Annotated in this window: 14 protein-coding genes; 6 read left to right on the forward strand and 8 right to left on the reverse strand. The window is 32.8% G+C overall.

The window, feature by feature from the left end; translation table 11 throughout:
• Positions 1-50: 50 nt before the first annotated feature.
• From mscL to P2W65_RS06915, 3 genes are all read left to right on the forward strand, one after another.
• Positions 51-428: a large conductance mechanosensitive channel protein MscL gene (gene mscL / locus P2W65_RS06905; protein WP_179003922.1), complete on the forward strand. Its 378-nt coding sequence runs from the start codon at positions 51-53 to the stop codon at positions 426-428.
• 176 nt (positions 429-604) lie between these two features.
• On the forward strand, positions 605-1594 hold the full coding sequence (locus P2W65_RS06910; protein ID WP_091490639.1) for an aspartate-semialdehyde dehydrogenase: 990 nt from the start codon (positions 605-607) through the stop codon (positions 1592-1594).
• A 166-nt stretch (positions 1595-1760) separates the two neighbouring features.
• Complete coding sequence (locus tag P2W65_RS06915) at positions 1761-2162, forward strand: SMI1/KNR4 family protein (protein WP_289664475.1); 402 nt, start codon at positions 1761-1763, stop codon at positions 2160-2162.
• A gap of 98 nt (positions 2163-2260) precedes the next feature.
• On the opposite strand, the gene P2W65_RS06920 is transcribed toward P2W65_RS06915, so the two are convergent.
• The 3 genes from P2W65_RS06920 to P2W65_RS06930 form a co-directional block, all read right to left on the reverse strand.
• A complete protein-coding gene (locus P2W65_RS06920; protein ID WP_091490641.1) occupies positions 2261-2578 on the reverse strand; it encodes a 2Fe-2S iron-sulfur cluster-binding family protein in 318 nt (105 codons plus the stop codon).
• Between the two features lie 195 nt (positions 2579-2773).
• Positions 2774-3013 (reverse strand): NifU family protein, encoded by a 240-nt coding sequence (locus P2W65_RS06925; protein WP_057116000.1) that lies wholly within the window; start codon positions 3011-3013, stop codon positions 2774-2776.
• A gap of 75 nt (positions 3014-3088) precedes the next feature.
• Positions 3089-4219 carry an Mrp/NBP35 family ATP-binding protein gene (locus P2W65_RS06930; RefSeq protein ID WP_109191476.1) on the reverse strand — a complete coding sequence of 377 codons (1131 nt, stop codon included), beginning with the start codon at positions 4217-4219 and terminating at the stop codon, positions 3089-3091.
• A gap of 419 nt (positions 4220-4638) precedes the next feature.
• Between P2W65_RS06930 and P2W65_RS06935 the strand changes: the two genes are divergently transcribed.
• Positions 4639-6237, forward strand: coding sequence for a L,D-transpeptidase family protein (locus tag P2W65_RS06935; RefSeq protein ID WP_289664477.1), 1599 nt, complete (start codon positions 4639-4641; stop codon positions 6235-6237).
• A 71-nt stretch (positions 6238-6308) separates the two neighbouring features.
• Here the strand turns inward: P2W65_RS06935 and P2W65_RS06940 are convergent, their stop codons facing one another.
• From P2W65_RS06940 to P2W65_RS06950, 3 genes are all read right to left on the reverse strand, one after another.
• The gene (locus P2W65_RS06940; protein WP_289664478.1) at positions 6309-8735 is read right to left on the reverse strand and encodes an ABC transporter permease; all 2427 of its coding nucleotides are present in this window, start codon (positions 8733-8735) and stop codon (positions 6309-6311) included.
• A gap of 133 nt (positions 8736-8868) precedes the next feature.
• A complete protein-coding gene (locus P2W65_RS06945; RefSeq protein WP_289664479.1) occupies positions 8869-9576 on the reverse strand; it encodes an ABC transporter ATP-binding protein in 708 nt (235 codons plus the stop codon).
• A 105-nt stretch (positions 9577-9681) separates the two neighbouring features.
• The gene (locus P2W65_RS06950) at positions 9682-10926 is read right to left on the reverse strand and encodes an efflux RND transporter periplasmic adaptor subunit (protein ID WP_289664480.1); all 1245 of its coding nucleotides are present in this window, start codon (positions 10924-10926) and stop codon (positions 9682-9684) included.
• A gap of 160 nt (positions 10927-11086) precedes the next feature.
• On the opposite strand from P2W65_RS06950, the gene P2W65_RS06955 reads away from it, so the two are divergent.
• Both P2W65_RS06955 and P2W65_RS06960 read left to right on the forward strand, forming a co-directional pair.
• Entirely contained in the window at positions 11087-12439 is a 1353-nt protein-coding gene (locus P2W65_RS06955) for a sigma-54-dependent transcriptional regulator (RefSeq protein ID WP_179003926.1), read from the forward strand.
• A 132-nt stretch (positions 12440-12571) separates the two neighbouring features.
• Positions 12572-13897, forward strand: a complete 1326-nt coding sequence (locus P2W65_RS06960) for a sensor histidine kinase (protein WP_289664482.1) — start codon at positions 12572-12574, stop codon at positions 13895-13897.
• Positions 13898-14021: 124 nt separating this feature from the next.
• Here P2W65_RS06960 and P2W65_RS06965 read toward each other — a convergent pair whose 3' ends face one another.
• Complete coding sequence (locus P2W65_RS06965; protein WP_289664483.1) at positions 14022-14348, reverse strand: MGMT family protein; 327 nt, start codon at positions 14346-14348, stop codon at positions 14022-14024.
• Between the two features lie 164 nt (positions 14349-14512).
• On the reverse strand, positions 14513-15151 hold the full coding sequence (locus P2W65_RS06970; RefSeq protein ID WP_289664484.1) for a LysE family transporter: 639 nt from the start codon (positions 15149-15151) through the stop codon (positions 14513-14515).
• Between the last annotated feature and the right edge of the window lie 20 nt (positions 15152-15171).

Below are 15171 nucleotides of genomic sequence, written 5' to 3' on the forward strand. Positions count from 1 at the left end.
AAATTACGTATTTTCGGGATTCACTTATTATAAATATAAATAGATACGATATGGGATTTTTTTCAGAATTTAAGGAATTTGCAATGAAAGGCAACGTAGTCGATTTGGCTGTCGGTGTAATTATTGGAGCAGCTTTTGGTAAGATCGTCAGTTCATTTATTGAAGATGTAATTACGCCATTGTTGTTGAAACCAGCTTTAGATGCTGCGAACTTGTCGACAATTGAACAATTAACCGCTTTTGGAGGTGTAAAGTACGGATTGTTTCTATCGGCAGTAATTAACTTTATTATCGTTGCTTTTGTTTTATTTCTGATTATTAAAGCGATGAACCACGCTAAAAAGAAAGATGTTGCACCGCCACCTCCAGCTGGGCCAACTCAAGAAGAATTATTGATACAGATTAGAGATTTATTGAAAAATAAATAAAAATATAATACCGCTACACTAAGTCTAACTTAACCGCCTTCTAAAGAGGCGGTTTTTTTACAAAATGTTTATTTTGTAACATTTTGTTATTTTTTGTGAATCACCTTGCGGAGACTTTTATTATACTTACTTTTGCCTTACTAAATTAGATTATTGAATTATTTAAAAATATAAAAATGAGAATTGCAGTCGTTGGTGCTACCGGAATGGTTGGCGAAGTAATGCTTAAAGTTTTAGCGGAAAGAAATTTTCCAGTTACAGAATTAATTCCTGTTGCTTCTGAAAGATCAGTAGGAAAAGAAATCGAATATAAAGGAACAAAATATAAAGTAGTTGGTTTACAGACAGCAGTAGATATGAAAGCAGATATTGCCGTTTTCTCTGCCGGAGGAGATACTTCTTTGGAATGGGCTCCAAAATTTGCTGCTGCAGGAACTACTGTAATTGATAATTCATCTGCATGGAGAATGGATCCTACTAAAAAATTGGTAGTTCCAGAAATCAATGCTGCTGTTTTAACTAAAGAAGACAAAATCATTGCTAATCCAAACTGTTCTACAATTCAGATGGTGATGGCTTTAGCGCCTTTGCACAAAAAATACAATATCAAAAGAATCATTGTTTCTACTTACCAATCGATTACAGGAACTGGTGTAAAAGCGGTAAAACAATTAGAAAATGAGTACGCAGGAGTTCAAGGTGATATGGCTTACAAATATCCAATTCACAGAAATGCAATTCCTCACTGCGACAGTTTTGAAGATAACGGATATACTAAAGAAGAAATGAAATTAGTTCGTGAAACTCAAAAAATTCTTGCTGATAACACGATTAGAGTTACGGCTACAGCGGTTCGTGTTCCTGTTGTAGGCGGACATAGCGAAGCAGTAAATGTTGAGTTTACAAATGATTTTGATGTAAATGAAGTTCGCGAAATCTTACACCATACAGATGGTGTAACGGTACAAGATAATTTAGATACCTTTACTTATCCAATGCCATTATATGCTGAAGGTAAAAATGATGTTTTTGTTGGAAGAATTCGTCGTGACGAAAGCCAGCCAAATACTTTAAATATGTGGATTGTTGCTGATAACTTAAGAAAAGGTGCTGCTACAAACACCATCCAAATCGCTGAATATTTAATTCAAGCAGGTTTGGTATAATCTGAGATTAAATAAAATTGTTATAAAGAGAAAACCGTAATTGCAGTACTGTGATTACGGTTTTTTTGATTTTATAAATGTCATAATTTAGCGACTTTATAACTTATTAAGTAAAAGTCAATCAATATAAAGTTATTTTTGTAGGATCAATATAAATTAAAAATTTATGCCGTTTCCGATAGATGTCAAATACATAATTGAAACAGAAGAGCAATTAGAGATTCAATTTCCGCCTTTATTCAAACAAAAAATGATGGAAGAGAATGGAGGAGAAGCTTCAACAGAATATGATGATTGGAATTTGTATCCATTTTTTGATCAGAGCGATAAAAAAAGAATAAGCAGAACCTGCAACCATATTGTTTTAGAAACGAAACAGGCGAGAAAATGGAACAACTTTCCCTCCACAGCAATTGCTATTGCAAGCAATGGATGCGGCGATCAATTAGTTCTTATTCCGATGGATAATGACAGCAAAAAGTTGAGTGAATCAATTTACTTCTGGTATCATGAAACTGGAGCATTGGAGAAAGTGGCTGAAAACATAAAGGAATTAATAGCGGAATAAAGATACTTTACATAAGAAACCCGACAGGGCTTAAAAACCTGTCGGGTGTGCATATAAATAGAAAAAGCGAGAATTTTTGATTCTCGCTTTTTTATATTTTAATATTCTGGAGCCAATTCTAACTCCAATCCTTCTAAATCTTCAGTAATTGGAATTTGACATCCTAAACGGCTATTAGACTTCACATAAAATGCTTCAGAAAGCATTGCTTCTTCATCGTCTCCCATTTCTGGTAATGCAACATCATTTAGAACATAACATTGGCAGGAAGCACACATGGCCATTCCGCCGCAAGTTCCTTCAACAGGAAGTTCGTATGCTTTGCATAACTCCATTATATTCATTGCCATATCAGTAGGAGCCTGTAATTCGTGTATAACTCCTTCTCGATCTTTAATCTTTATTAATACATCCATTTTTTAGTATTGGAATTTTATTTTTAGAATTTGAAAACGTGTTCAAATTCTTATAATTAATTTTAACTTTTCGATTTCTGTTTTTGGCTTATTATAATGCAATATCAATGAAAAAGACTTTCGGAAGCATTAATTCTAAATGCCAGAATTTTTATCTAAATGCGGAAAACACAAAGTCGAAAACAATTAAATTGTTTACATGATATTTACCACAGTTTCAATTTGTGGCGCATATTTTTTTATTGTGGTTTCAACTCCGGCTTTCAAAGTCATTTGATTAACGCTGCAGCTAATGCAAGCTCCTTCTAAGCGAACTTTTACATGTTTATCATCTTCAATCGAAATCAATGAAATATCTCCACCGTCTGATTTCAAAAATGGTCTTATCTCGTCTAAGGCCAATAAAACATTATTTGTTAATTCTTCTGTTGTCATAATTAATGTGTCAATTGTGAAAATGTGTCAATTAGATAATTATCTCCTTGACGTATTATCTCATTATCTAATTATTTAATTTTTTTTAACTGCTGAACAACCCGCCATAGTTGTAATTTTAATGGCTTCAGTTGCTGGTAAACTTTCGTTTCTGTTTACGGTTTCCTGCACCACATTACGAGTAATTTCTTCAAATACTTTTTCTATTGGTGAAGCAGTTTGTAATGCTGCCGGACGACCGTAATCTCCAGCCTCACGAATAGATTGTACAATTGGAACTTCTCCTAAAAATGGAACTTCTAAATCTTGTGCCAAGTTTTTAGCGCCTTCTTGTCCAAAGATATAATATTTATTTTCAGGTAATTCTTCTGGCGTAAAGTATGCCATGTTTTCAATAATTCCTAGAACAGGAACATTGATATTATCCTGCATAAACATTGCCACTCCTTTTTTAGCATCTGCTAGAGCTACGGCTTGTGGCGTACTTACTACTACAGCTCCAGTAATAGGAAGTGACTGCATGATAGATAAGTGAATATCTCCAGTTCCAGGAGGTAAATCAAGAAGCATGAAATCCAATTCTCCCCAATCTGCATCAAAAATCATTTGGTTTAATGCTTTTGCAGCCATTGGACCTCTCCAGATTACTGCTTGACTTGGAGCAGTAAAGAATCCGATAGAAAGCATTTTGATTTCGTAGCTTTCAATAGGTTTCATTTTTGATTTTCCGTCAACTGTGATAGAAACTGGTTTTTCGTTTTCAACATCGAACATAATCGGCATTGAAGGACCATAAATATCAGCATCCAAAACACCAACTTTAAAGCCCATTTTTGCAAGCGTTACCGCTAAATTTGCTGTTACAGTAGATTTTCCTACTCCACCTTTTCCAGAAGCAACAGCAATAATATTTTTGATTCCAGGAATTGCACGACCTTTAATTTCAGGTTTCTCTGGAGATTCTACTTTAATATTTACTTTAACTTTTGCATCAGGAGATATTAATTCGTGAATTGTTTTCTTAATATCATCTTCTGCTCTTTTTTTGATGTGCATTGCAGGAGTATGCAATACAAGGTCAACAACAGCTTCATCGCCAAAAGTAATCACATTGGTTACAGCGCCGCTTTCAACCATATTTTTTCCTTCTCCAGCAATAGTAATGGTTTCTAATGCTTTCAGAATTTCTTTTCTATCTAGTTTCATTGTAATTGGGCTATTTTTCTATTCTTAGAAATCAGTTTTTTAAAGATTATACTTATTTAAACCGAATTCAGGGTGCAAAGATAACAGATTAAGTTCGGAATTAAGCGATTTTGAATTGTAATTATTGATATAGAGATTATTCAAAATTATGTTAGAATGATTTTTTAGACATTTTTAGCTTAAATTTTACTCTAAAATTTTAATTATAACAAATTTATAGTTAGAAGTGCATTTGAATTTTTGTATAAATTTTCTTCTTTTTCAAAAGAGATTCTCGTAAAAGTTCGCTATATTTGAGTACCCAAATCGATGATTTCCAGTTATTAAAAAAGTATGTGAAAACTTATTTTTTAGGATTGCTTATTGGGTTTTCCGTATTTTTTTCAAAAGTTATTTTCTATCATTTAAACTTTAAAAATATGCGAAATTTTACTTTTTCTACAATTATTATTGCGATCAGCTTTTTTGCATTTTCATTTCATTTATACTCAGGTAAAACAGAAATTAAAAAGGCTTCGATAAAGCACAAATATGTTGTGGCTCTTACAATAGACGCGGCATCTTTAAACGCTTTCTTTAAAAAATATCCCAAACTTAAAAAATACCAAAAAGACGTTGAAGACCTTTACAAAAACAAGCAATACAAATCGATTTGGTATGATGATAAAAACATCACAGAATTTGGAGCACTATTGTATCAAAAAGTAAATGTACTCAAAGATCAGGGGATCAACAGCGAAATGCCTTATAAAGAAGTAATTGATCAGGCATTTAACGAAAGCGATAATATCGAACCTCCGCAGATAGATACAGAATTACTTTTAACCAGCATGTATATTTTCTATGCTAGTAATGTTTATTCTGGCGTAGATCCTGCAACTTTAAAGAAAATAGGTTGGTATTTACCAGCTAAAAGTATTTCGTATTCTAAAATTTTAGACTCTTTAATTGTCGATACAAACCGATTGAACGAAGACGACAATCTTTTATTTAGTCAGTACTACAAACTAAAAGATGCCTTAAAAAAATACAGACAAATAGAAAAAGATAATCTTTGGCAGAAAATTACAATCGACAGTCTTAACTACAAAGATTTACGACCAGATGACACAGCTGTTGCGATAAAACAAATCAGAAATCGTTTGTTTGTGGTGGGAGATCTTAAACGCGATTCTCAGAGTGACGTATATGATGAAGAATTAATGGCTGGAGTTTTAGATTATAAAAAACGATACAATCTTAAAATAAATTATGCCATAACACGAGATCATATCAATCAAATGAATGAACCAATCAGCAAAAGCATTAAAACGATCATGCTGAATATGGAAAGATGCCGATGGATTCCGACCAATTTATCTAAAGCAGAAGAATATGTAATGGTGAATATTCCATCATTCAGAATGTTTTATGTGAAAGATGGAAAATATGCGCTCGTTTCTGATATTTTTGTTGGAAACAGATTGAGTGAAACTGTGATTTTCAGCGGTACTATGGATAGAATCGTTTTTAGTCCCTATTGGTATGTGCCGAACAGCATTATTCAAAACGAATTGAAACTCCAGATGGCAAGAGATAAAAACTATCTGGCCGATCATAATATGGAATGGAACGGCGGAAAAGTAAGGCAGAAACCAGGGCCTAAAAACTCTCTAGGTTTAGTGAAATTTATGTTCCCAAATCCAAATGATATTTACATGCACGATACACCTGCAAAAAGTTTGTTTGAATTTGAAAACCGTACTTTCAGCCATGGCTGTATTAATGTAAAAGAAGCAAAAAATCTGGCATTGGCTATTTTAAAAGATGACCCAGACTGGCCGGTCGATAAAATTGATAAAGCCATGAGTGGTGAAAAAGAAACGACTTGCATGCTGAAACATAAAATTCCAGTTTACATTGGTTATTTTACAGCTTGGGTTCAGGATAATGGCGAAATTAACTTTTTCCCAGACGTGTATAGCCGAGACGAAAGTTTAGATAAACTTCTTTATTCAGATTCTGTAACCATGAAATAAAATAGAAAATAAAAAACCCGGCAGATTTAAAAATACAATCTGTCGGGTTCTAAAAAAAATGGTCTACAAGCTTATTCGTATTTTAAATATTTTAAAACGTCTATTTTGGTTACCTGAAATGCTTTTGTTAAGACAATTAATAATGTCAGGAACAAAAGTGAGATCAATGCAATACCAAAAGGAACGGGTGATATTCCAATTCTAAAAGCAAAATCCTCAAGCCATTTTTGTAATAATATGTAGGCTGGAATAATTCCAATTCCAAATCCTATGACACAGAAAACAATGTATTGTTTTGATAATTCTTTTAACAAAACATCGGTTTCTGCTCCTAATGTTTTTCTAATGGCGATTTCTTTCAGTCTTCTCTCCATCGAAAATGATGCCAAAGCGAACAATCCGAAGATTGCAATTATAATTACGACCAAATTTAGGATAAAAAACAGGTTTTTTTGCTTTACTTGTTCTTCATAAGTCTTTGCAAATCCTTTGTTAACAAATTCGTAATCAAAAGGATAGTCTGGGTTTACGTTTTTCTCCCAATATAATTTCAATTTTTCCAACGTTTCTGTTAAATTATTTGGAGAAACCTTCACGTAGACATTTTGAAAGTTATTCCATTTTAAAGTTCTATTGTTTATAAAAACCATTGGAGGAACTTTGTCTTGCAGTCCAGTAATATGAAAATCCTTTACAACACCAACAATTTTAAATTTCATATTTCCTTTTTCATTTCCCCATCCAGAGGATATAATTGTGTTTATGGGATTTTTAAGTCCCAAAGTTTTAGCAAGGGTTTCATTTATAAGCCAGTTATCGATAGTATCTGAAGCAAATTTTGGAGACAAATCTCGGCCTTCTACTATTTTAATTTTCATCATTTCTAAAAAGCCAAAATCCATTTCAACATTTCTAGGCTGCACAAAAACACCATTATGAGTAAAACCAGAACTTGAATTTGTGCTATTCCCAAAAGTACCGGCAAAAGTAGAAACTTCATCAACGCCAGGTATTTTAAAAATCTCCTGTTTTGTGGTTTTATACTTTTGCAGCTTTGTGCCAAAATCTTGATAATTAAAAGGAATTCTGATTATCTGATTGCCACTAAATCCAAGATCTTTATTCATCATGTATTCTACCTGAGAATTTACAATTAAGGCGCCAATGATGAAAAAAGCAGCGATTCCAAATTGAAAAATAAGCATAGAATTCCGAATCCAGATGCCACTTTTACTTCTTGAAAAATTGCCTTTGAGAACTTTTAACGTTTCAAAATTGGAGATGTAAACAGCTGGAAAAATACCTGCAAGAATGATTACTAATCCAAAAATCAAAATGAGTTGCAGGTAAAATTCGCCGCCATTGATAGTTAAGTTTTTTTTCAAAAACGCATTGTAAAATGGAAGAGAGAGTTCTACAATTGCCAAAGCAAACAAAATGGCAAGAGTTACAATTATTGCAGTTTCAAATATAAATTGGGTAATGATTTGTTTTTTTGAAGCGCCTACGATTTTGCGAACGCCAACTTCTTTTGCACGTTTTATTGCGGAAGCAGTTGCGAGATTAATGTAATTAACCAATGATAGGATTAAAATTAAAAGAGACAAACCCGCCATGATGTATAGAAGCTGTAAGTTTCCTTTGCCTTCTGGAGATGATGATCCTGAAGATTTTGTACCGTGCAAGTAGCTTGTTTTCAGCTGATCTAATATGATTTTAATTTCACCATTTTCTTTTACATATTGTTCAACAGTCTGACCGCTTTCTTTGGCATCTTTTAAAGTTCTATTTACAAAATTGACATTATGCATTTTCTTTAAAACTACATTAATGGCAGCATCTTTTTTGGTTTTGATCATTAAACCATAATTGAAATTTCCCCATTGATTAATGTCGTCTTCTCGAACAATTCCTCCAAAAACAAAATTTGGTTCAATAGAAGATGGTTGCATAATATGATAAACAGCTTTTACAGTAAAAGGTTGATCTTTATAGGTAATAGATTTTCCTATCGGATCTTCACTTCCAAAAAGTAATTTAGCCTGCTTTTCCGAAATTGCAACACTGTTTTTTTCTTTAAGAATATCTTTTTTTGCCCCTTTTATTATAGGAAAAGGATAAAAATCAAAGAAATTATTATCGGTTACCGTTATTTTTTTATCGATTACTTTTTTGTTCTGATATTTTATAACCGATTGGTCATACCAAACATTTAAGAAACAAATTTGTTCGATTTCAGGAATTGTTGCTTTACAGGTATTTCCAAAAGGAATGGAGCTTGTTGCCCATGTATCACCAGTTCTTCCTATTTTGTTGAGAACTTGATAGACATTTTCTTTTTCTGGATTCCATTGATTATATGCATGTTCATTGTTCCAATAGAGAATGGCGAAAATAACACCAGAAATCCCGATGCTTAAACCTAAAACATTTAAAAACGAAAACAGTTTGCTTTGCTTTAAATGATAAATAAATATTTTAAACCAGTTAAAAATCATTTTGGTATATGTTTTTATAGTTAATATGGCAGTTTTAGAAAACCGTTTTTGGTTTTAAATCATAGTAAATATTTTGCAGACAAGTTCTACCAGAACAACGAATGCAGTAACGATAATTTTGATCATCATTTTATTATTTAGCGTCCATAAAAACATCAACATTGCGTTGATTTAACCTTTCAGAAAATATAACTCCGTCTTTCATATGAATAGTTTTTTGCGAAAAAGAAGCATCATAATCAGAGTGGGTAACCATCAATATTGTAGCGCCTTTAGCGTGTAAATCGGTTAAAAGTTCCATTACTTCATTACCGTTTTTGCTGTCTAGATTTCCAGTTGGCTCATCGGCTAAAATAATTTTGGGGTCATTGACCAAAGCTCTTGCAACGGCAACTCTCTGCTGTTGTCCGCCTGAAAGTTGTTGCGGAAAATGTTTCAAACGATGTGAGATATTCAATTTCTCTGCAATAGCTTCGATTTTTTGCTTTCTTTCAGAAGCTTTTACATTGTTGTAAAGAAGTGGTAATTCGATATTGTCATAAACAGAAAGTTCGTCGATCAGGTTGAAGTTCTGAAAAATGAAACCAATATTTTCTTTTCTCACTTTTGCTCTTCCTTTTTCTTTTAGACCAATCATTTCTTGGTCAAGCAATTTGTAGCTTCCGTCGTTTGCACTGTCCAAAAGTCCAATAATATTTAATAAAGTTGATTTTCCACAGCCAGAAGGCCCCATGATAGTTAAAAAATCTCCTTTTTTTATTTCTAAATTGATGCCACTCAAAGCAGCAGTTTCGATTTCTTCGGTTCTAAAAACTTTGGTTAAATTCTGAATTGTGATCATAATTTTTTAAGGTTTTGAAATGTTATTAAAAACGTTTTTTGATTGATGATTGATGTCTTTTCTGCAAGGTTTTTAAAACCTTGTAGTTATTTCTTTTTTTTGTATTTATTGTTGCTGAAGCGAAAGCTCTTCAATGTCTTTATAATCCGAGTAAGAAGAAGTAATTACAGATTCGCCTTCTTTTAAGCCTTCTAGAACTTCATAATAAGAAGGATTTTCGCGTCCTAATTTTATGTTTCTTCTTTCGGCTTTATTTCCTTTTACTACAAAAATCCATTTTCCTGCTGCTTCCTGATTAAAGCTTCCTTTTGGAATTACTAATGTTTTGTTCTTTTCAGATAAAATTAGTTTTACGCCAAAACTAAGACCGTCCTGTAAAGCAATATTTTCTTTTGAGGTAAATACCAGTTCGACTGTAAAATGTCCGCCTTTTACTTCCGGTATTACTTTAGTAACCAAAACTTCAAGATTTTTACCTTTAAATTCAACCTGACCTTTAAGACCTTCTCTTATTTTTTCCAGATAAAATTCATCTACGTCAGCAACTAGTTTGTAGCCTTTTTTAGAATCGATTTTCCCGATGCTTTGACCAGCCTGAAAGTTTTGACCTAATACTGCTTCAAAAGAAGTTAATCTTCCCGTTTCGGGTGCTGTAATCAAGAAATTCTTTTTGTTGTTTCTAAGTATTTCCAAACTCTTTTCCATTGTCTGAATCGAGCGGTTAATTTGAGAAATCTGAACCTGATTGCTTTGTTTTTCTTTTTGAATGCTTTGCTGAATTGTTTTTTTACGTTCTTCCTGAAAACGAAGACTTTCTTTAAAAGTGTTCCAGTCGTTTTTCGAAATCACGTCTTTGGCAAACAATTTAGCGTTTACATCGTATAATCTTTTAGCGTCGTTGTAATCATGTTCGATTAGGACAAAATCTTTGGTCAAGTTTAATTCTTGGTTTCTAATATTTAGTTTTCCTGTATTTAAATTGTTAATCTGCTCGATAATAGCGGTTTCTTGCGTTAGGTAATTCAATTCTGTATTTGGATTGTATAAGCGAGCAAGAGATTGTCCTTTGGTAACCATGGCGCCATTTTCCACAAAAATTTCTTTTACAGAACCACCTTCGGTTACATTTACAAGCATTACGTTCAATGGCTCAACTTTTGCCTGAAAAACAACGAAATCTTCAAAAAAAGCTTTTTCTGCTTTTTGGATTGTGATTTCCTCAGTCTTTACATTTAAAGTTCGTTTAGTATTAAATGCAAAAACGACGATAATCACTAAAACTAAAAAAGCAACGATTGCTATTGTGAGATATCTAAATTTTTTATTTTTACGAGGAATTATCTTGTCCATTTTTTTTAATATTTTGCTGATAATCAATAGGTAAATACTGTGCCATAAAAATTATTATTTGTAAAGTGTTGATTTTAAAGAGTATTTTAAAGCCTCTTAAAAAAAGTAGTGTTCGATAATGAACAGTTGACCGTTCGGAAGCGGACAGAAAAAATATCTTATGCGAAAAAAACAAGCCCAAATATTAATAGTTGACGATCAGGAAGAAATTCTTTTTTCGGCAAAAATGATTCTCAAAAAACATTTTGAAACGATTTTTACAGAAAATAATCCTAAAAAAATCATTTCAATCTTGGCCGAAAATGAAATAAATGTGGTTTTGCTGGATATGAATTACCGAATTGGTTTTGAAGACGGGCGCGAAGGAATTCATTGGCTGAAAGAAATTAAAACGCTTTCGCCAAATACAATTGTAATTTTAATGACAGCTTTTGGCAAAATAGAAACAGCAGTAGAAAGCATCAAAATTGGCGCTTTTGATTATGTTTTAAAGCCATGGAATAATGAAAAATTACTGGAAACGATTGATAAAGCAGTTGTCGAAAGCAGAAAAAACAGTAAAAAAACAGCTGTTGAAAATGACGGCAAATCTGAAAAGAAATATTTCGTTGGAACTTCTGCCAAAATAAAACAAGCTTATTCTATTGCCGAAAAAGTAGCGAGAACCGATGCAAACGTTCTGATTTTAGGTGAAAACGGAACAGGAAAATATGTTTTTGCGGAGTTTATTCAGCAGCATTCCGAAAGAAAAAATCAGCCTTTTGTACATGTAGATTTGGGATCTTTAAGTGATAATTTATTCGAAAGTGAACTTTTCGGTTATGCTAAAGGTGCTTTTACCGATGCCAAAATTGACACTCCCGGCCGTTTTGAAAATGCTGCAAACGGAACCATTTTTTTAGATGAAATCGGAAATATTCCGTTGCATTTGCAAGCCAAATTGCTTCATGTTTTACAGACCAAAACCGTGACACGTTTGGGAGAGAGCAAACCAAGACCTTTGAATGTTCGTGTGATTGCAGCCACAAACAGCGACATTAAAACCGAAGTGAAAAATAAAACTTTTCGTGAAGATTTGCTTTATAGAATCAATACCATGGAAATCAATCTGCCTTCCTTAAGAGAACGAAAAGATGATATTGTACCCATGGCCAATTTTATTCTCGAGCAAATAGCCCAAAAATACAATCAAGAAAATTGGCATTTTGAAGAAAATGCAGCTCCTTATTTAGAAAGATATCCATGGAAAGGAAATGTTCGTGAGATGGAGAACAAAATCGAACGTGCTTTAATTTTGGCCGAAAATAATACAATTTCTGTATTGGATTTAGATATTTTGGATTTTGAAGAAATTCAAGAAAACGATGAAAATCCTTTATCAGAAATGGAAAAAGGCGCTATCGAAAAAGCCTTGTTCAAACACAACGGTAACATCAGTAAAACAGCTGAGGAATTGGGATTATCGAGAGCAGCTTTATACCGGAGAATTGAAAAGTACGATCTGAAGAATTAAACGTAAATTAAGTTTTGCCACAGATTAAAAGGATTAGAATGATTTTTTAGCGTTGTGTATTTTATTTGAATTGAACAGACAGAAAATATAATCCTATTAATCCTTTTAATCTGTGGCTAAAAGAAAATAAACATGAAGAATTGGAAGTTTTATAACGCACTATTTGTGAGGGTTCTGTTTGTAATGGTGCTCTTTTTGGGCAGCGTTTTGTTGTTGTACAAAGGGTTTCGATTCAATGCGCTTTTGGTAGGATTTTTTGTTTTAGTTTTTTTGTTTGAAATGTACTTTTTTGTCAAAAGCCAATTATTATTCTATGATAAAACCATCGATTCAATATTACATGATGACTTTTCAACCTATTTTCCAGAAGAACATAAGAAAGACAATTTCAATAGCTTGTATCGTTTGTATGGCACCTTGAAAGTTCAGAGACAAGAGCAGATCTCCAAAGAGTTAATTTATCAATCGATTTTAAATAGTATTGACACTGCTGCTTTAATTTTAGAAAAAGAAAACGATTCTTGGTCGATTTTTATCATGAATGACTGCTTTTCAAATCTCTTTAAAGTCCCTAAAGTTGGTCATTGGAAATACCTAAAAAATTATCTTCCTGCACTTTGCAACGAAATAGAAAATGTTGATTTTGCAGAACTTAAAACCGCAATTTCGATTAAAATAGAAGATCAGGATCTGCAGACTTTTATGCTTCAGACTTCGCGTACACAAACTTATAACAAAGAATATTTCATCATTCTATTAGACAGTATTCAGCGTGTAATTGAGAAGAAAGAGAAAGAAGCCTGGATTAATCTTATGAAAATTATTTCGCATGAATTAATGAATTCCTTAACGCCGATTCGAGCGCTTTCGCAGAATCTCCTTCATATTGTCGATCAGGAAGAATTAGAAGAGGATGATTTCGAAGACATTAAAAGCAGTATTTCTACCATCATAAACAGAAGCGATCATTTACAGGTTTTTGTGGAGAATTACAGAAAACTGGCCATGCTTCCAACACCAAACAAACAAATGACACCAATTAATGCTTTGTTTGAAGATTGCCTCCGAATCATGAATCCGATTATAAAAGCGGAAGGAATTGAATTGATTAATGAAATTCATAGCTCTCGTTCGATTATGATAGATAAAAACCAAATGGAGCAGGTAATTATTAATTTGATTACGAATAGTATTCATGCCTTAAAAGAAAAGACAGAAAAGAAATTGATTCTTTCGAGTTATACTGAAAACAATCGTTTTTTTATTGTGATTTCAGATAATGGAAGAGGAGTCGATCCTGAAATTCGTGATAAAGTTTTCCTGCCATTTTTTACGACTAGAAAAGATGGCGCAGGAATTGGCTTAACGCTCTCTAAAAACATCATTGAAGCACACGGCGGTTATTTAAGCTACCAAACCGATGCCGAAAAAACCGATTTTGTGATTTGTTTGATTTAAATTTAGCTCTCCTGCAAGGTTTCCAAAACCTTGTAGGTATGATATTTTAAAGATTAGTTTGAGAAATAGAAGAGTATAGACCTACAAGGTTTTGGAAACCTTGCAGGAAGTCATACAGAGTTTTTTACGATTCAATCTCGGGTTTCCAAAAGTGTTTTTCAAAATCAACAATCTGATTGTTAACGACTTTAATTCCTTCGTTTTCTAATAATTGCTGCATTAAATTGGTTCCGTCAAAATGGTGTTTCCCAGTCAAAAGTCCTTTTTGGTTTACTACTCTATGTGCGGGAACATCATCCATGTTATGACAGGCATTCATGGCCCAGCCAACCATTCTTGCTGATCGTGCCGTTCCTAAAGCTTTTGCAATTGCACCATAAGAAGTTACTTTTCCGTAAGGAATTTGTCTTGCGATTACATAAACTCTTTCGAAAAAATTTTCCTCAGCCATAATAGATAAAAAATTACAATGATTTACTAATAAAATTTTCCCGCAGATTTTGCGGATTTAACAGATAAAATTAAATTAAAAATCTTTCTACATCTGCAAAATCTGCGGGAAACTTAAATTTATACCGAAAGATAAAAGTCTCCTTAATCTGTGGAGATATAAAATTAACCGAAATAGTAATTTAAAATATTGAAAAGTGTTACAAGAGCAATTACACCCGTAATGCTTCCAATAATAGTATTCATATTTCGCATTAAGTAATCAGTTTTCTTTTCGATTTTTCCGAAGAAAGCAATGTAACTGTACAAAGCAGCAAATGATCCCAAAACAGATCCTAATACAAAAGTAAAAATGATATTGTTTTCGAATGCAAAAAGATGATAGGAAGCCAAAGTAACGCTTACCACAACGTAATACGGAATTGGAAAGAAATTTAATCCAGAGAGTAGCATTCCCAAAAAGAAACGACTTTTTTTACTGCTCTTCTTAATCTTCGATTTTTTCTTGGTTTTAGGATCTTTGGCAATAAACAAAAAGTAAATCGTTAAGATTGAAAAAATAAAAAAACCAGCTTCTCTCAGCAAGGTTACCACATCTGGTCTATTATCTATAACTCTTGCAAAAAGAACCGAAACATAAACCTGAAAAAAAATAACGAGAACCGCACCAATAACAAACCATAAGGCATTCTTTTTTCCTTCTTTCAGATTTATTTTAGCTGCCGTCATGTTGATTAATCCCGGAGGAATAATCCCAATAATAGCGGCAATGAAACCTGAAAGTAATGGAGCAAGATATACCATTCAGCAGTTTGTGTGGTTAA

The organism is Flavobacterium panacagri (assembly GCF_030378165.1).
Taxonomy (GTDB): domain Bacteria; phylum Bacteroidota; class Bacteroidia; order Flavobacteriales; family Flavobacteriaceae; genus Flavobacterium; species Flavobacterium panacagri.

Bases quoted from the DNA above. Each gene is read 5' to 3' on its own strand.
- P2W65_RS06930 (WP_109191476.1), bottom strand. From the start codon at position 4,219: ATGAAACTAGATAGAAAAGAAATTCTGAAAGCATTAGAAACCATTACT.
- P2W65_RS06945 (WP_289664479.1), bottom strand. From the start codon at position 9,576: ATGATCACAATTCAGAATTTAACCAAAGTTTTTAGAACCGAAGAAATC.
- P2W65_RS06915 (WP_289664475.1), top strand. From the start codon at position 1,761: ATGCCGTTTCCGATAGATGTCAAATACATAATTGAAACAGAAGAGCAA.
- P2W65_RS06935 (WP_289664477.1), top strand. From the start codon at position 4,639: ATGCGAAATTTTACTTTTTCTACAATTATTATTGCGATCAGCTTTTTT.
- P2W65_RS06970 (WP_289664484.1), bottom strand. From the start codon at position 15,151: ATGGTATATCTTGCTCCATTACTTTCAGGTTTCATTGCCGCTATTATT.
- P2W65_RS06940 (WP_289664478.1), bottom strand. From the start codon at position 8,735: ATGATTTTTAACTGGTTTAAAATATTTATTTATCATTTAAAGCAAAGC.
- P2W65_RS06965 (WP_289664483.1), bottom strand. From the start codon at position 14,348: ATGGCTGAGGAAAATTTTTTCGAAAGAGTTTATGTAATCGCAAGACAA.
- P2W65_RS06925 (WP_057116000.1), bottom strand. From the start codon at position 3,013: ATGACAACAGAAGAATTAACAAATAATGTTTTATTGGCCTTAGACGAG.
- mscL (WP_179003922.1), top strand. From the start codon at position 51: ATGGGATTTTTTTCAGAATTTAAGGAATTTGCAATGAAAGGCAACGTA.
- P2W65_RS06960 (WP_289664482.1), top strand. From the start codon at position 12,572: ATGAAGAATTGGAAGTTTTATAACGCACTATTTGTGAGGGTTCTGTTT.
- P2W65_RS06920 (WP_091490641.1), bottom strand. From the start codon at position 2,578: ATGGATGTATTAATAAAGATTAAAGATCGAGAAGGAGTTATACACGAA.
- P2W65_RS06910 (WP_091490639.1), top strand. From the start codon at position 605: ATGAGAATTGCAGTCGTTGGTGCTACCGGAATGGTTGGCGAAGTAATG.
- P2W65_RS06955 (WP_179003926.1), top strand. From the start codon at position 11,087: ATGCGAAAAAAACAAGCCCAAATATTAATAGTTGACGATCAGGAAGAA.
- P2W65_RS06950 (WP_289664480.1), bottom strand. From the start codon at position 10,926: ATGGACAAGATAATTCCTCGTAAAAATAAAAAATTTAGATATCTCACA.